The organism is Actinoplanes sp. OR16 (genome assembly GCF_004001265.1).
Classification (GTDB): Bacteria; Actinomycetota; Actinomycetes; order Mycobacteriales; family Micromonosporaceae; genus Actinoplanes.
This window is the reverse complement of the sequence record NZ_AP019371.1, coordinates 1,429,218-1,444,174: the sequence shown is the minus strand read 5'-3', so window position 1 is coordinate 1,444,174 and position 14,957 is coordinate 1,429,218. Positions and strand designations below refer to the sequence as shown.

Sequence of the window (14,957 nt, the reverse complement as noted above, 5' to 3'; positions counted from 1 at the left end):
CGATGTCGACCGACGACAACGAGACCGATTGCAGCCTCGTCCTCAGCGAGGTCTACCTCTATCTCGACCTGGAGTGCAGCGAGGAGCGCCGGCAGCTGATCCAGAAGCACCTGGACACCTGCACCGGGTGCCTCAAGGAGTTCGGGATCGAGACCGACGTGAAGGCCCTGGTCGGCCGCTGCTGCGGTGACGAGCGCGCGCCGAACGAGCTGCGTGACCGGCTGCGTCAGAAACTGGATCAGCTCGAGACGCAGAGCTGACCGCTCGTACGTACGAAAAAGGCCCGGCACCCGCCGGGCCTTTTTTCGTTCAGCTGTTGGGGCGCTTGCCGTGGTTCGCGCCGCTCTTCTTGCGAGCCTTCTTCTTACGGGCCTTCTTCGCCATGGCGGGACTCCCTGGTTCGTGGTGCTTTCTCGCTGCCGATCGTAGTGGGCGGCCCGGCCGAGCCGGGACGTGGCCGGGGCTCATCCGTGATTTGATGACGTTCACCGAGAGCAGTGCGAGCGGAAGGGTGATCCCCTCATGGCGGACGAGATCCGGGCCGAGATGGTGGCGAACGTGTGGAAGGTCGTGGCCAGCGTCGGCGACACCGTCGAGGACGGTGACACCCTGGTGATCCTGGAATCCATGAAGATGGAGATCCCGGTGATCGCCGAGTCGGACGGGACGCTGTCCCGGCTCGCGGTGAACGAGGGCGACGTGGTGCAGGAAGGCGACCTGATCGCCGTCATCGACGGTTGAGAAACCTTATCGGGGGTTCGAACCCCGCTTCGGCGTGAATCGCCGCCACACGATCCGGCCGCGCTGGCGCGGGATGGCCGGCACCCGGATCGTGGCGGCGGCCAGTTCCCGGGTCGGCCGGTCCAGGCCGGGCGCCGCGAGGGCCAGCTCGGCCACCGCGCGGGCGGACGGTCCGGAGGCCGTCTCGCTGAGCCGGCCGGCGACCACGGCGGCCACGTCGGCACGCGCCTCCGGGTCCACCCAGGCATAGGTGATCAGCGCGAAGAGCGCCGCCTGGGTGACCCGGTCGAGGCCGCCGTCGAGCAGGCCGAGCAGCAGGCGCCGGCGACTGGAGTCCAGCCACGGCTCCTCGGACCCGTGGTGCAGCAGGCCGAGGCAGGCCCAGACCTCCAGGCCGGTGGGCTGGCGGGCCTCGGTGACCGACGGATGGGCCAGCAGGGCGAGCAGCTCCCACGGCTCGACGAGGACCAGGCCGAGCGCCCGGTCGTAGGCGGCCGGCGGGTGTGCCCAGTTCGTCGTCGCCACCCGAAGCAGCCGGCGTACCGCGTCGGCCGAGGGTTCGGCGTTCACCGGCGCGCGGCCGGCCGGCAGCGGCGCCCCCGCCGGCATGCCACCCAGCCAGGGCGTCTCCCGGCAGCACTCCTCCAGGTCGGTGTGCTCGTGCGCGTCGTCCGGGTGGTCGCGGACGAAGTCGGCGAGCGCGACCAGGTGGCCCACGTCGCCGTCGGCGCGGTACCGCAGGCGGTGCGCGGTGTGCACGACGCAGTCGAAGTCCGGGTCGCGTTCCAGCGCGAGCTCGGTCCAGCGCAGGGCCTCGTCGAGCCGGTCCAGGTCGGCCAGGGTGGCAGCGACGTCGGCGTAGACCGAGAGGTCGTCCGGGTCGTAGGCGACGGCCCGGCGCAGCGCGGCGAGCGCCTCGGGCATCCGGCCGGCGCTGCGGTAGGCGTACCCCAGCCAGATCTCACCGAGCTTCGACGGCTGCGCCTTGGCGCCCCGGCCGGCCCACTCGACGGCGAGCCGGACCTCGCCGAGCCGCCGGGCGAGCGCCGAACCGGCGCCGAGCAGCATCGCCTGCTCGCCGTGCGCGGCGACGGCGTTCCTGATGACGGTCAGGTAGTGGCGCAGCGGGGAGACGGTCTCGACCGGCGCCGGATCGCCGACGGCGGTGCAGAGCCGCATGATCGTGCGGGCCAGCAGGCCGGGGTCGACGCGAGCGCCGAGTGCGGGATCGCTCACCCAGGGCACACCGGCCCAGTCGAGGTCGGGGTGGCTGCCGCTGGCCTGGGCGAGCAGTGGCAGGCCGTCCTCGGGACGCCCGGCGGCGGCGAGCAGGTGCGCGCGGGCGACCGCGTGGCCGACCGGCTCGTAGGGCTCGGCGGGGAAGAGATCGAGGCCGCCGCCGGCCGTCGCGGCCAACCGGCTGAGCAGCTCGTGGATCTCGGGCAGGGTGGGTGCGGAGGTGAGCGCGCCGGCGAGATGCCCGGCTGCGTCCGCCATCGCGCCACGGTCGAGGGCGTCGCGGGCGCTCGCGAGGTCGCGGTGGGCCGAGGGGGAATCCACGAGGAAAGACAGTAGGGGAACCGGGGCCATATGTCAGTCCTCATGTTTGCGCACTTCTGCTCGAAACCTTGACCTAGTAAGCTTTTTCTTGCAAGACTGCGCATCGATTGCGCGGAAAATGGATGATCTGGGGAGGATCACGTGACACAGCGAGGCCAGGGCATGGCGGCGGACATCGCGGAGCAACCGGCAGGTTTCGCTCGCCTGCTGGAGGACGGGAACGCCGCCGCGATCGCCGGGGTCGCCGCCGAGATCGCCCGCCGGAAGCCGCGCAACGTGCTCTTCGTGGCGCGGGGCACCTCCGACCACGCCGCGCTCTACGGCGCGTACCTCACCGAGATCCGCCTGGGCCTGCCGGTCGCGAGTGCTTCGCCGAGCGCCATCACGCTGTACGGTGCCCGTCCCGACTTCACCGGCTCCCTGGTGATCGGCGTGAGCCAGAGCGGCGGCTCGGCCGACCTCACCGGCGTCCTCGGCGTGGCCCGGGAGAACGGCGCTCTCACCCTCGCCGTCACGAACGCGCCGGACTCCCCGCTGGCCCGGGCCGCCGAGCTCTCCATCGACGTGGTGGCCGGGCACGAGCGCGCCGTGGCGGCGACGAAGACCTACACGGCCGAGCTGCTCGCCCTGCTCCTGCTGATCGAGGGCGTGCGGGCCGGCGACGGACGGCTGCCGGCCGAGGAGCGGGCCGCTCTCGGGGAACTGCCCCGGCTCGCCGAGCAGGCCCTCGCCGACACCGCCGCCGAGAGCCTGGCGCAGCGCTACCGGTTCGCCTCCAGCCTGGTGACGACCGGCCGGGGGTACGCCTACCCGACGGCCCGCGAGGCCGCGCTGAAGCTGATGGAGACGTCGTACCTGCCGGCGCTCGCCTTCTCCGGCGCCGACCTGCTGCACGGCCCGCTCGCCATGGCCGACCCGGACGTGCCGGTGCTCGCCGTCGTCGGCGAGGGCCCGGGCGGCCGGTCGATGCGCGACGTGGTGACCCGTCTCGGCGAGCGCCGGGCCGACGTCGTCACGATCGGCGCGGCGGACGTCCCCGGCGCCTCGGCCCGGCTCGCCGTCCCGGCCGTCGACGAGCGCTACTCGCCGCTGCTCGACATCCTGCCCCTGCAGAAGCTGGCGCTCGCCCTGGCACTGGCACGGGGCGAGGACCCGGACGCGCCGCGCGGCCTCAAGAAGGTGACCACCACTCTCTAAGCTTGGCCTCGTGTCCACCCTGCGTGACCTCGTCGAAGAACACACGAACCTCAGCCCCGCCGACATCGACCACCTGCATCGGCTCGCCGGTGACTGGCAGCTGCTCTCCGACCTCTCGTTCGCGGACCTGCTGCTCTGGGTGCCGATCAAGGGGGAGCCGAGGCAGCCCCGGGAGTTCCTCTGCGTCGCGCAGGTGCGGCCGGTGACCGCGCCGACGGCGTACCAGGACGACCAGGTCGGCAAGATCGTCGGCGGGCCGGAGGTGGCCCACCTCGACGTAGCCCTCACGCAGGAGCGGATCTGGCGGGAGGGCGACCCGGTCTGGTACGGCGACACTCCCGCCCGCCACGAGGCCATCCCGGTGCGGCTGCGCGACGCGACCGACCTGGAGGAGGGGTACAGCGAGGTGATCGCGGTGATCGGCCGCGACACCAACCTGAGCACCGCGCGTACCCCGAGCCAGCTCGAACTGAATTATCTGACCACCGCCGACGACCTCGCCCAGATGGTGTCGGACGGGACGTTCCCGCCGCCGCGGCACCCGGGCGAGACCACCTCGGCGCCACGGGTCGGCGACGGCATCATCCGGCTCGACTCGTCCGGCAAGGTGACGTACGCGAGCCCGAACGCGCAGTCGGCGTACCGGCGGCTCGGCTTCAACTCGCACCTGGTCGGCGAGGAGCTGGCCAACCTCGCGAGCCGGCTCGCCGCCGACCCGCTGGAGGGCAACGACGCGTCCGAGCGGATCCTCGGCTCGCTGCGCGGCGAGTTCGCGCCCCGGATGGAGGTGGAGGCCCGCGGCGCCACCGTGCTGACCCGGGCGCTGCCGCTGCTGCCGGCCGGTGTCCCGATCGGCGCGCTGGTGCTGGTCCGGGACGTCACCGAGATCCGCCGCCGGGAACGCGCCCTGATGACCAAGGACGCCACCATCCGGGAGATCCACCACCGCGTGAAGAACAACCTGCAGACGGTCGCGGCGCTGCTGCGCCTGCAGGCCCGGCGGGTGGACGCGCCGGAGGCGCGGATGGCCCTGGAGGAGTCGGTACGCCGGGTCGCCTCGATCGCCCTGGTCCACGAGACGCTGTCGATGTCGAGTGACGAGGCCGTCGAGTTCGACGGCATCGTGGATCGCGTCGCCACGGCCGCCACCGAGGTGGCCGCTACCAGTTTCCCGGTCCGGATGCGTCGCGAGGGCACGTTCGGCGTGCTGCCCGCCGAGATCGCCACCTCGCTGGTGATGGTGCTCAACGAGCTGCTGATCAACGCGGTCGAGCACGGCTTCCCGGCGCCGGACGACGAGGACGCGCCACCTCCGGCACCGGGGCAGGCGGGTGAGGTGGTGGTCTCCGCTCACCGGTTCCGCAAGCAGTTGCACGTCACCGTCGCTGACAACGGGAAGGGCCTGCCGGACGGCTTCAAGTTCGAGGGCGGCAACCGGCTGGGTCTGCAGATCGTGCGGGCGCTGGCCACCGGCGAGCTGCGCGGCAGCATCGAGCTGCGTAATCGCGCCGGCGGCGGCACCGAGGCGGTCCTGGTGGTCCCGCTCGCCAAGCGCTGACTCTGTAACAACTTGTTAGGGCTGTGTTACGTGGCACACTCCCGGATTCTGGACCGCACTGGCTCAGATTCGCCCGGCGTGAGACGCTAGCCCACATGACCGCTGCTCTGGACTGCCGCCTCGTGGCCCGCCGCCACGTGGACTACGGCCGTGTCCGCAGCGCCATGTGTCCGGCTTCCTGACGCCGCCCGCTTTTCATTTTCGGGTGCGCGACCGCCGGGCCCACTCCTGACACAGATGTCACGAGCCTCCTTCTGGGCCGTGGGCGGAAACGTGCGCCCACGAAACCCGGAGGGAAGCCGAGATGGCGCCCAGCAACACCCCCGCTACGCCGACCGCCCGGCCTCGCAAGGCCCGCGGTGAGGGTCAGTGGGCGCTCGGCCACCGCGAGCCCCTGAACCCGAACGAGCGCAGCAAGAAGGACGACAACCCGCTCAACGTCCGCACGCGTATCGAGAACATCTACGCGCACGGCGGGTTCTCCTCGATCGACCCGGCCGACCTGCGCGGGCGGTTCCGCTGGTGGGGCCTCTACACACAGCGCAAGGCCGGGATCGACGGCGGCCGCACCGCGGTGCTGGAGCCGGAGGAGCTCGAGGACGAGTACTTCATGCTCCGGGTCCGCATCGACGGCGGCGCGCTGAACCTGGCCCAGCTGCGCACGATCGCGCAGATCTCCACCGAGTTCGGCCGGGACAGCGCCGACATCACCGACCGGCAGAACATCCAGCTGCACTGGATCCGGGTCGAGGACGTGCCGGAGATCTGGCGCCGCCTCGAAGCCGTCGGCCTGCAGACCACCGAGGCCTGTGGCGACTGCCCCCGCGTCGTGCTGGGCAGCCCGGTCGCCGGCGTCTCGGCGGACGAGGTGATCGACGCGACCCCGGCGATCGACGAGATCGTCAAGCGGTACGTCGGCGACACCCGCTACTCGAACCTCCCCCGCAAGTTCAAGTCGCAGGTCTCCTGGCTGCCGGACGGCCCGTACCAGGCCAACGACATCTCGTTCGTCGGTGTCGAGCACCCGGAGCACGGACCCGGCTTCGACCTCTGGGTCGGCGGCGGCCTCTCCACCAACCCGCGCCTGGCCGAGCGGCTCGGCGTCTGGGTGCCGCTGAACGAGATCCCGGACGTCTGGGAGGGCGTCGTCGGGATCTTCCGGGACTACGGCTACCGGCGTCTGCGTCACCGTGCCCGGCTCAAGTTCCTGCTCGCCGACTGGGGCGTCGCCAAGTTCCGCGAGGTGCTGGAGAAGGAGTACCTCGGCCGGACGCTGCTCGACGGCCCCGCGCCGGACCTGCCGGAGAAGCCGCTCGACCACATCGGCGTGCACAAGCAGATCGACGGCCGGAACTACGTCGGCGCCGCGCCGGTCGTGGGACGGTCCTCCGGTACACAGCTGAGCCGGCTCGCGGACCTCGTCGAGGCGCACGGCTCTGACCGCGTGCGGCTCACGGCGTACCAGAAGCTCCTGGTCCTCGACATTCCGGACGACCAGGTCGAATCGCTGATCACGGCGCTGCGGGGCATCGGGCTGGAGGCCCGGCCGTCCGCGTGGCGGCGCGGCACGATGGCCTGCACCGGCATCGAGTACTGCAAGCTCGCCATCGTCGAGACCAAGGCGCGCGGCGAGGAACTGGTGGCCCGGCTGGAGAGCCGGCTCGCCGACTTCGACGCCGACATCTCGGTGCACATCAACGGCTGCCCGAACGCCTGCGCGCGGACCCAGGTCGCCGACATCGGACTCAAGGGCCAGCTGGTCATGAACGCCCACGGCGAGCAGGTCGAAGGCTTCCAGATCCACCTCGGTGGCGCCCTCGGCATGGCCAAGGGTGAGAGCGCCGGCTTCGGGCGCAAGGTGCGTGGCCTGAAGGCCACCGCCGAGGAGCTTCCGGAGTACGTCGAACGCATCGCTCGCCACTACCTGGACGGTCGCAGCGACGGCGAGACCTTCGCCAACTGGGTGCTGCGGGCCGAAGAGGAGCTCCTGAAATGAGTGACGCCAGATCCGCCCCCCTGTACTGCCCCTACTGCGGTGACGAGGACCTCCGTCCCAACGAGGCTTCGCACGGCGCCTGGGAGTGCCGCTCCTGTGCGCGTGTTTTCTCGGTCAAGTTCATCGGGTTGTCGTCCACGGGAGTGAATCGATGAGTCTCCTCAACGCCGCGTCTCTGAATCTGGTCGACCTCGGCGCTCCGGTCGAGTCCGGCCGCCGCACCCCGGACGAGCTCAAGGCGCTCGCGCTCGACGCCGCGCAGGCTCTGGAGGGCTCCAGCGCCGAGGAGATCGCCAAGTGGGCGACCGACACCTTCGGCGCCCGGTTCTGCGTCACCAGTTCGATGGCCGACGCCGTCGTGGCGCACATCTTCTCCCGGGTCTCGCCCGGGGTGGACGTCGTCTTCCTCGACACCGGCCTGCACTTCCCGGAGACCCTCAAGGTTCGGGACACCGTGGCCCGCACCATGAACGTCAACGTCCGCTCGATCCGGCCGCGCCTGACCGTCGGACAGCAGGACGGCGAGTACGGACCCCGCCTCTTCGCCCGCAGCCCCGACGAGTGCTGCTTCCTGCGCAAGGTGGAGCCGCTGGAGCGCGCCCTGGCCGACTACGACTCCTGGGCCACCGGCCTGCGCCGCGACGAGTCGCCGACCCGCGCCAACACGCCCGTCGTCGCGTTCGACGCCAAGAAGGGCAAGGTCAAGGTCAACCCGATCGCGGCCTGGACCGAGGCCGACGTGAACCGCTACATCAGCCGCTGGAACGTGCCGGTCAACGAGCTGTTCAAGAAGGGCTACGGCTCGATCGGCTGCTGGCCGTGCACCCGGCGCACCAAGGCCGGCGAGGACCCGCGTGCCGGTCGCTGGGCGATGTTCGAGAAGACCGAATGCGGCCTCCACGTCTGACCTCCCGCAACCGTCCTGCCGTGGTCCTGGTGGCCCACGGCAGCCGGGATCCCCGGGCCGCCGTCGCCACCGAGGCGCTGGCCCGGGCCGTCCGCCGGGCCCGGCCGGAATGGCTGGTGCGGGCCTCCTACCTCGATCACGAGGGACCCCGCCCGCTGGACGTGCTGGCCTCGGTGCCGGCGTCGCGGGCCATCCTGGTGCCACTTCTGCTGACGAAGGCCTATCACGGCCGCGTCGATCTACCCGCCGTGGTACGCGAGGCAGCGTCCCTGCCGATCGCCGTCACCGCAACCGACGTCCTCGGCCCGGCCTCGCCGCTGCTGCTCGCCGCCCTGCACCACCGCCTCACCGAGGCCTCGCTCGCCGCTGGGCCGCTCGCCGCCGCTGGGCCGCTCGCTGTTGACGCCCGCGATGCCGCCCTTCCGGGTTCGAGCGATCTTGGAGCTGTGGGGGTGGGCGTGGGGATGGGCGCGTCCGATCTTGGAGCGGTGGGGGTGGGCGCGGGGACGGGCGCGTCCGATCTTGGAGCAGTGGGGGTGGGCTCGGGGATGAGTTCGGGCGATCTTGGAGTCGGGGGAGTGGGCTCCGGGACTGGCTCGGGCGATCTTGGAGCCTTCTGGGCCGGTTCGGGCGATCTTGGAGCTGTGGCGGTGCGGGCCGGTTCGAGTGCGGGGCTTGCCGGCGCGCTGGATGGCGTGGTGGTCGCGGCGGCTGGGACGCGCAGTGCGGCGGCTCGGGAGACCGTGGCGGATGCGGCAGCGGCTCTGGGACGGCGTCTGGGCGTGCCGGCGGCGGTCGCCTATGCCTCGGGCCCCGGACCGCGCTCCGGTGAGGCTGTGGCGGGTCTGCGCGCGGCCGGTGCGGAGCGGGTCGGGATGGCCGCCTACTTCCTGGCGCCGGGTCTGCTCTACGACCTGGCGGCGGACGCTGCGCGGGAGGCCGGTGCTGTCGTCGTGGCCGAGCCGCTCGCCGACGCGCCGGAACTGGTCCGGCTGGTCGCCTCCCGGGTCGAGCCGGCGCTGGCGTCCGTTCTCCCGGCCGCGGCCTGACGAGACGCTCTGCGGGCCTCTCAGCGGGCCCGGCGATCTAGTCCCTTTCGGATCAGGGGCCGGGCTTGTCGTCAACAACGAACTAACTCACTGTGGGTTACCGTCGCTCCGCGCAAGGTAACAGCGAAAGAGTGATCGGGTCACTCCAATGCGGAGTGTGCCGAGTCCGCGACGCAAAGCGCCTTGATCAGAATTTCGAGATCATTTCGGGGCTTCGGCTAAACGTACGGTGATCGCAATTGCGCACTGTGGAATGGAAGCGAACCGTGGCCGGCCCTAAACAGCAAGACGCCCCGGTGCCGTCCGGCCCGGGGCGCAAATGCTGTGTGGGGGATTGAATCAGGCGGTAGGAGCGCCGACCCGGAGGCCGCCACGACGCTTCACAGCGCGCCGTTCATCTTCGCTCATCCCGCCCCAGACGCCGGCGTCCTGACCTGACTCGAGTGCCCACGAGAGGCATTCCTCGGTCACCGGGCACCGCCGGCACACGGCCTTGGCCTGCTCGACCTGCAGGAGCGCCGGGCCGGACGTCCCGATCGGGAAGAACAGCTCAGGGTCCTCGTCGCGGCAGATCGCATCGTGACGCCAGTCCATGGCGGCAAACTCCTTGTTCGGATGGGGTAATGAAAACAGTGCTGTTTACCTATATGCATGCGCTGTGGTGGCAACGGGTTGTACCCATAGGATCACCACTGCGTCAGCAAGCTTTTGTGTTTGGTAGCCGTTCTGCGCTTCTGGATTAGGAACGCGCACAACCAGCAACCGGTTACTTCTTATCGCTTGTGAATGCTTTCACGAACTCTCGCGATGTCAAGGGTAGCGCTGGAAGTTTCTCCCCGCGGGTGAGCTGGCTCACGCACCCTTATGTCCGGTTCCGACACCCACACGCGAGCCGGTTGACGGACGCTCCCATCAATGTAGTACGGTCCTGCCCACTTCGCCGACCTTTTGACCGTGTTTCTGTAACGGATCGTGAGCACCTACCGGGTTCACGTACCCCGATGTCAGCAGATCACACGCAGAGCTGAGGGGACGGACACGAAGTGCACTTTCTGTCGCTCGCCGAGGTAGTCGCCGTCCAGCTGGAATGCCTGGGGTCGGGACGCCACCACGGTGAACTCGGCGATGTCATGCAGCCGTAATACTTGTTTACCTCGTAGATCACCGGATCGCCACGCGAGTTGTGTCACGGTCCGGGCCGTGCCGGCGATGCCGAGCCTGCGCAGGGCCATCACGTCGAGGCCCAGATCGAACGAGGCGCCGGGGTTCGGGTCGATGGCGCGATCGCCGACGTACGTCCACGGCGCGGTGTTCTGCACGACCACGGTGGCCAGCCCGGACTCGGTCTCCTCGCCCGGCCGATCCAGCGACATCGGCGGATCCTTGCGGTCCATCCCGGTGAAGAACTGGCCGCTCATCGTGCGGAAGTAGAGGGCCGGCGTCGACGTGCGGCCGCGGAGCCGGGCCTGTTCCACGCCACGGATCGTCGCGGCGTCCCAGCCGAGACCGGCCGTGAAGGTGAAGTAGCGATCGTCCGCTCGTCCGAGATTGATCACCCGATGGCGCCCGTCGCGGATCCCGTCGATTATCACGCCGGCGCCGTCCACCCAGTCGCGTGGCATGCCGAGCGCGCGGGCGAAGACATTCGTGGACCCGCCGGGGACCACGGCCAGGGCGGGGAGCCGGTTCGCGAGCGGGCCGGGCAGCTCGCCGAGCGCCGTCGACGCGGTGAGCAGCCCGTTGACCGCCTCGTTCACGGTGCCGTCGCCGCCCAGCGTGACGACCAGGTCGGTGCCGCGCTCGGCCGCGTCCCGGGCCAGCTTCGTGGCGTGGCCACGCCGCTCCGTGTAACTCACCGTCAGGTCCACCGCGCTGCGCAACGCCCGGACCAGGACATCGCGGCTGCGCTCACTGGTCGTCGTCGCCCGGGGGTTGACCACCAGCAACGCTCGCATGGGCGGCACTGTACCTGGCGGAACGCCTCCGGGCTGTCGGTATGGTGCAGGAGTGACCAGTGAGAAGCCCGTGACGGACAGAGCGGTGACCCTCGAATGGGGGGTTCGGCTCCTCTACCTGGAGGCGGTCGCGCTCGCGGTGCTCACGACGTACCTCCTGGTCCTCGATCTGACCAGCGGTGAGATCGACGTGGCGATCGCCGCCTCGCTCACCGTGATGGCCGCCCTGGCCGCGGCCGCCGTCTTCCTGGTGGCACGTGCTCTCGGGCGCCGGGCGGTGCGGGCACGCGGACCGGCGGTGGTCGTGCAGCTCTTCCTGCTGGCGACCGGTGGTTTCCTGATCCAGATCGGCATGATCTGGCAGGGAGTGGGAATGCTGGCGATCGGTGCGCTGACCGCGGCGCTGATCCTGGTTCCGCCGAGCAGTCGAGCCCTCGGCGTCGATTAGCGGGTCTCCGGAAGCCGATCAGGGCCTACCCTGGATGGGTGACCGGCTCAACGGTGCGCCCGCCCGCATATCAGCAGCTCGCCGACGACCTGCGTGCTGACATCACATCGGGGCGCTTGCAGCCCGGTGAGCGACTGCCACCGGAACCAGAACTCTGCGTCAAGATCGGCGTCAGCCGGAGCACGGTGCGTGAGGCGCTGCGGCTGCTCGCCAGCCAGCACCTGATCGTGACGACGCGGGGCGTGACCGGCGGAAGTTTCGTGGCTCATCCCGACGCCGAGCAGCTCGCGGACGGGCTCTCCACCGGGTTCGCGCTGCTCACCCACTCCGCGAACGTCGGCCTCGCCGATCTGCTGGAGTTGCGGCGCGCCCTCGAGGTTCCGGCCGCCGGCCTGGCCGCGGTCCGGCGTACCGACTTTCATCTGGCGGAGTTGCGCGGGGCGCTCTTCGATCCCGTCCTCGACGACTTCGACACGATGATGGTGGCGCACGCGGCGTTCCACAAGGCGATGTCCAAGGCCACCGGCAATCCGCTCTTCGAGCTCGTGGGCACGCCGCTCTACCAGGCCTCCTACGGCGAGGAGGTGATCGGCGTGCTGCCCGAGGGCTATTGGCCGCGCATCGACGCCGATCACCGGAATCTGCTGGATTGCCTGGTCGCGCGGGATGCGGAGGCGGCGACCCGGGTCGCGATCGAGCACCTCGACTTCATCGCCGAGGCGGTGCGCTGAACTTCCCCGGCGCAAGATCTTGGAGCGCCAGCCCCAGATCTTGGAGTGTCAGCGCCGGATCTTGGAGTGTCAGCGCCGGATCTTGGAGCGCCCGTCGGGCGGGTCAGAACTCGGTGCGCCGGGTGAGCAGGCGGATCGTGGCGTGCTTGCCGGTCGCCTCGGCCTCGGCGGAGGTCGTGAGGGCGGTCAGTACCTTCCACGCGAACGACGACTCGGAGGGCAGCCGCGCGCCGCGCACCGTCGAGACCGTGACCTCGACGGTCAGGGCGTCGTCGGTGACCGCGAAGCGGCACTCCAGCTCGGCGCCGCGGGTGGCGATCGCCAGGAGCATGGCGCAGGCCTCGTCGACGGCGATGCGCAGGTCCTCGATCTCGTCGAGGGCGAAATGCAGCCGGGCCGCGAGCCCGGCGGTGGCCGTGCGGAGGACGCCGAGGTATCCACCGTCGGCGGGGACGGTCAGTAGTACGACGTCGTCGCCGACATCCGGCTCTGTCTGGATCAGCTGAACCACCGTGGACCCCTCCTCCCGATGGAGGAGACTCTAGCCGCTCACGCTGGGTGAGGGCGAGGCCCGGCGGCCGGTGTCACCGACTGCCGGGCCTCGAACGGCCTCAGGCCTGCTTGGTCTCCCAGAAGATCTTGGAGATCTCCTCGATCTTGCCGAGAAGCTGCTCGGCGACGGCGGGGTCGACCGAGCCCTTGGCGCCGGAGGCGCCGGCCAGCTTGGTGGCCTCGTTGAAGAGCTGGTGCAGGTTCGGGTACTTCTCGAAGTGCGGCGCCTTGAAGTAGTCGGTCCAGAGCACCCAGAGGTGGTGCTTGACCAGCTCGGCGCGCTGCTCCTTGATCAGGATGGCCCGGGTGCGGAACTCCGGGTCGGTGTTCGCCTGGTACTTCTCGGCGATGGCCTTGATCGACTCGGCCTCGATCCGGGCCTGAGCCGGGTCGTAGACGCCGCACGGCAGGTCGCAGTGCGCGCTGACCACGGTACGCGGCGTGAGGAAACGCGGAAGTCGCATCAGGACTCCTCCATAGAGATTTGCGATGATCCAGCATTGACCCTACCCCTTACACCCATGGGGTAACGCGACGGAGGCTTGATGCCTTGAGATGGCAATTACCACTGTTCGTGGTGCTCGTTCAGGGCCCGTCCATGGTTCCGACGTTGCGCTCCGGCGACGCCCTGGTGGTTCGCCGTGGTGCCCGGATCCGGCCCGGAGACGTCGTGGTGGCCAGCTTCCGATCCCGGCCCGGCCTGCTCGTGGTCAAGCGTGCGATCCGTGAGCAGGACGGCGGCTGGTGGCTCGAGGGCGACAACGAGTTCGTCACCGACGACTCGCGGGCGTACGGCGTCGGCGACACGCTGGGACGTGTGACATATCGGTACTGGCCCAGGCCAGGGCGTTTGAGCTAAGGTTTTCTGATCCCCAGCGCACACTCGCGCTGCGGCCGCTTTACCGGGTGATCCCCGCATCGCACCTCCCTCTGGCGCATACTCGCGACCAGCAGTGGTCAGGTGCCAACGTGTCAATGACGATGCCGTGTGGAGTTCACCGTGTCTTTCTTCAGTTTCGAGCTCGATCCTGCCCTTGCCGCCGATCCGGTCTTCGACCTGCACCGCCAGGGCAAGATGACGATGAGCGCGACCGTCCCGCTGGCCAGCCGGGACGATCTCTCCCTCGCCTACACGCCGGGTGTGGCCCGGGTCTGCGAGGCCATCGCCGAGGACGAGTCGCTGTACTCCGACTACACCTGGACCGCCAACACTGTCGCCGTGGTCACCGACGGTTCGGCCGTCCTGGGCCTCGGCAACATCGGTCCCAAGGCCGCCATGCCGGTCATGGAGGGCAAGTCGGTCCTGTTCAAGCAGTTCGGCGGGGTCGACTCGATCCCGATCTGCCTCGACACGCAGGACGTCGAGGGCATCATCGCCGCGGTCAAGGCGATGGCGCCGTCGTTCGGCGGGATCAACCTGGAGGACATCAGCGCGCCGCGCTGCTTCGAGATCGAGCGCCGCCTCGACGCCGAGCTCGACATCCCGGTCTTCCACGACGACCAGCACGGCACCGCCGTGGTCACGCTCGCCGCGCTGCGCAACGCCGCCAAGCTGCTCGGGCGGGACTTCGCCGACCTGCGCGTGGTCATCAGCGGCGCCGGCGCGGCCGGGGTCGCGATCACGAACACGCTGATCGCCGCGGGCGTCGAGGGCGCCAACGTGATCGTCTGCGACTCGCGCGGCATCATCCACGCGGACCGGCCGAGCCTGGGCCCGGTCAAGGAGCACCTCGCCGCCACCACGAACATCTCCGGGCGGACCGGCGGGATCACCGAGGCCCTGATCGGAGCCGACGTGCTGATCGGCGTCTCCGGTGGCGCGATCGAGGAGTCGGCGCTGGCCGGCATGGCGCCCGGCGCGATCATCTTCGCGCTGGCGAACCCGACGCCGGAGGTCCACCCGACCGTCGCCCACCAGTACGCGGCGATCGTCGCGACCGGGCGCAGCGACTTCCCGAACCAGATCAACAACGTTCTGGCGTTCCCCGGCATCTTCCGCGGCACGCTCGACGTCCGGGCCACCACGATCACCGACCGGATGAAGGTCGCGGCGGCCGACGCGATCGCGGCGATCGTCGCCGACGACCTGCGCCCCGAGGCGATCGTGCCGTCCCCGCTGGACCCGCGGGTCGCCCCGGCGGTCGCGGCCGCCGTCGCGGCAGCGGCCATCGAGGACGGTGTGGCGCGCCGGACGGCCGTTCCCTCGCCGGCCGCCGAGATCCCGCAGAGCGTCTGAGGTCCTCCCAGCCGCGCCGCTCTCTCG

General features: G+C 70.3%; 17 protein-coding genes. 11 read left to right on the top strand and 6 right to left on the bottom strand.

All coding sequences use genetic code 11. From position 1 onward, the window contains the following. The first annotated feature begins 2 nt into the window (after nt 1–2). Nucleotides 3–260 carry a mycothiol system anti-sigma-R factor gene (gene rsrA, locus EP757_RS06570; protein ID WP_127543301.1) on the top strand — a complete coding sequence of 86 codons (258 nt, stop codon included), beginning with the start codon at nt 3–5 and terminating at the stop codon, nt 258–260. A 49-nt stretch (nt 261–309) separates the two neighbouring features. On the opposite strand, the gene EP757_RS44755 is transcribed toward rsrA, so the two are convergent. Further along, nucleotides 310–384, bottom strand: a complete 75-nt coding sequence (locus EP757_RS44755; RefSeq protein ID WP_369700219.1) for a 50S ribosomal protein bL37 — start codon at nt 382–384, stop codon at nt 310–312. Nucleotides 385–522: 138 nt separating this feature from the next. On the opposite strand from EP757_RS44755, the gene EP757_RS06565 reads away from it, so the two are divergent. Next, nucleotides 523–741, top strand: a complete 219-nt coding sequence (locus EP757_RS06565; protein WP_127543300.1) for a biotin/lipoyl-binding carrier protein — start codon at nt 523–525, stop codon at nt 739–741. 6 nt (nt 742–747) lie between these two features. On the opposite strand, the gene EP757_RS06560 is transcribed toward EP757_RS06565, so the two are convergent. After that, nucleotides 748–2,331, bottom strand: a complete 1,584-nt coding sequence (locus tag EP757_RS06560; RefSeq protein ID WP_127543299.1) for a tetratricopeptide repeat protein — start codon at nt 2,329–2,331, stop codon at nt 748–750. Between the two features lie 132 nt (nt 2,332–2,463). Between EP757_RS06560 and EP757_RS06555 the strand changes: the two genes are divergently transcribed. The 5 genes from EP757_RS06555 to EP757_RS06535 all read left to right on the top strand — a co-directional run bounded on the left by EP757_RS06555 (nt 2,464) and on the right by EP757_RS06535 (nt 9,008). Next, nucleotides 2,464–3,498 carry an SIS domain-containing protein gene (locus EP757_RS06555; protein ID WP_127554115.1) on the top strand — a complete coding sequence of 345 codons (1,035 nt, stop codon included), beginning with the start codon at nt 2,464–2,466 and terminating at the stop codon, nt 3,496–3,498. A 10-nt stretch (nt 3,499–3,508) separates the two neighbouring features. Then, on the top strand, nt 3,509–5,056 hold the full coding sequence (locus EP757_RS06550) for a sensor histidine kinase (RefSeq protein WP_127543298.1): 1,548 nt from the start codon (nt 3,509–3,511) through the stop codon (nt 5,054–5,056). A 304-nt stretch (nt 5,057–5,360) separates the two neighbouring features. Continuing rightward, on the top strand, nt 5,361–7,052 hold the full coding sequence (locus tag EP757_RS06545; RefSeq protein ID WP_127543297.1) for a nitrite/sulfite reductase: 1,692 nt from the start codon (nt 5,361–5,363) through the stop codon (nt 7,050–7,052). 151 nt (nt 7,053–7,203) lie between these two features. Then, nucleotides 7,204–7,959, top strand: coding sequence for a phosphoadenylyl-sulfate reductase (locus EP757_RS06540; protein WP_127543296.1), 756 nt, complete (start codon nt 7,204–7,206; stop codon nt 7,957–7,959). Beyond that, the gene (locus EP757_RS06535; RefSeq protein ID WP_127543295.1) at nt 7,941–9,008 is read left to right on the top strand and encodes a sirohydrochlorin chelatase; all 1,068 of its coding nucleotides are present in this window, start codon (nt 7,941–7,943) and stop codon (nt 9,006–9,008) included. The genes EP757_RS06540 and EP757_RS06535 overlap by 19 nt, the downstream gene beginning before the upstream one ends. 339 nt (nt 9,009–9,347) lie before the next feature. Here EP757_RS06535 and EP757_RS06530 read toward each other — a convergent pair whose 3' ends face one another. Continuing rightward, complete coding sequence (locus EP757_RS06530) at nt 9,348–9,602, bottom strand: WhiB family transcriptional regulator (protein WP_093619131.1); 255 nt, start codon at nt 9,600–9,602, stop codon at nt 9,348–9,350. A 410-nt stretch (nt 9,603–10,012) separates the two neighbouring features. Beyond that, on the bottom strand, nt 10,013–10,963 hold the full coding sequence (locus EP757_RS06525; RefSeq protein WP_127543294.1) for a diacylglycerol kinase family protein: 951 nt from the start codon (nt 10,961–10,963) through the stop codon (nt 10,013–10,015). A gap of 52 nt (nt 10,964–11,015) precedes the next feature. On the opposite strand from EP757_RS06525, the gene EP757_RS06520 reads away from it, so the two are divergent. Both EP757_RS06520 and EP757_RS06515 read left to right on the top strand, forming a co-directional pair. Beyond that, nucleotides 11,016–11,411 (top strand): hypothetical protein, encoded by a 396-nt coding sequence (locus EP757_RS06520; RefSeq protein ID WP_232050394.1) that lies wholly within the window; start codon nt 11,016–11,018, stop codon nt 11,409–11,411. A 38-nt stretch (nt 11,412–11,449) separates the two neighbouring features. Beyond that, a complete protein-coding gene (locus tag EP757_RS06515) occupies nt 11,450–12,142 on the top strand; it encodes a FadR/GntR family transcriptional regulator (RefSeq protein WP_127543293.1) in 693 nt (230 codons plus the stop codon). 103 nt (nt 12,143–12,245) lie between these two features. Here the strand turns inward: EP757_RS06515 and EP757_RS06510 are convergent, their stop codons facing one another. Together EP757_RS06510 and sodN are read right to left on the bottom strand one after the other, a co-directional pair. After that, on the bottom strand, nt 12,246–12,653 hold the full coding sequence (locus EP757_RS06510; RefSeq protein WP_174262348.1) for an ATP-binding protein: 408 nt from the start codon (nt 12,651–12,653) through the stop codon (nt 12,246–12,248). Between the two features lie 100 nt (nt 12,654–12,753). Continuing rightward, nucleotides 12,754–13,158, bottom strand: a complete 405-nt coding sequence (sodN, locus tag EP757_RS06505; protein WP_127543292.1) for a superoxide dismutase, Ni — start codon at nt 13,156–13,158, stop codon at nt 12,754–12,756. Nucleotides 13,159–13,244: 86 nt separating this feature from the next. On the opposite strand from sodN, the gene EP757_RS06500 reads away from it, so the two are divergent. Both EP757_RS06500 and EP757_RS06495 read left to right on the top strand, forming a co-directional pair. Next, nucleotides 13,245–13,553: a S26 family signal peptidase gene (locus tag EP757_RS06500; RefSeq protein ID WP_255435452.1), complete on the top strand. Its 309-nt coding sequence runs from the start codon at nt 13,245–13,247 to the stop codon at nt 13,551–13,553. A gap of 216 nt (nt 13,554–13,769) precedes the next feature. Further along, on the top strand, nt 13,770–14,930 hold the full coding sequence (locus EP757_RS06495; protein ID WP_127554111.1) for an NADP-dependent malic enzyme: 1,161 nt from the start codon (nt 13,770–13,772) through the stop codon (nt 14,928–14,930). Nucleotides 14,931–14,957 lie beyond the last annotated feature (27 nt).

Coding starts and splice junctions, on each gene's coding strand:
- rsrA (WP_127543301.1), top strand. CDS start 3: ATGTCGACCGACGACAACGAGACCGATTGCAGCCTCGTCCTCAGCGAG.
- EP757_RS06565 (WP_127543300.1), top strand. CDS start 523: ATGGCGGACGAGATCCGGGCCGAGATGGTGGCGAACGTGTGGAAGGTC.
- EP757_RS06560 (WP_127543299.1), bottom strand. CDS start 2,331: ATGGCCCCGGTTCCCCTACTGTCTTTCCTCGTGGATTCCCCCTCGGCC.
- EP757_RS06555 (WP_127554115.1), top strand. CDS start 2,464: ATGGCGGCGGACATCGCGGAGCAACCGGCAGGTTTCGCTCGCCTGCTG.
- EP757_RS06545 (WP_127543297.1), top strand. CDS start 5,361: ATGGCGCCCAGCAACACCCCCGCTACGCCGACCGCCCGGCCTCGCAAG.
- EP757_RS06540 (WP_127543296.1), top strand. CDS start 7,204: ATGAGTCTCCTCAACGCCGCGTCTCTGAATCTGGTCGACCTCGGCGCT.
- EP757_RS06535 (WP_127543295.1), top strand. CDS start 7,941: ATGCGGCCTCCACGTCTGACCTCCCGCAACCGTCCTGCCGTGGTCCTG.
- EP757_RS06530 (WP_093619131.1), bottom strand. CDS start 9,602: ATGGACTGGCGTCACGATGCGATCTGCCGCGACGAGGACCCTGAGCTG.
- EP757_RS06525 (WP_127543294.1), bottom strand. CDS start 10,963: ATGCGAGCGTTGCTGGTGGTCAACCCCCGGGCGACGACGACCAGTGAG.
- sodN (WP_127543292.1), bottom strand. CDS start 13,158: ATGCGACTTCCGCGTTTCCTCACGCCGCGTACCGTGGTCAGCGCGCAC.
- EP757_RS06495 (WP_127554111.1), top strand. CDS start 13,770: ATGACGATGAGCGCGACCGTCCCGCTGGCCAGCCGGGACGATCTCTCC.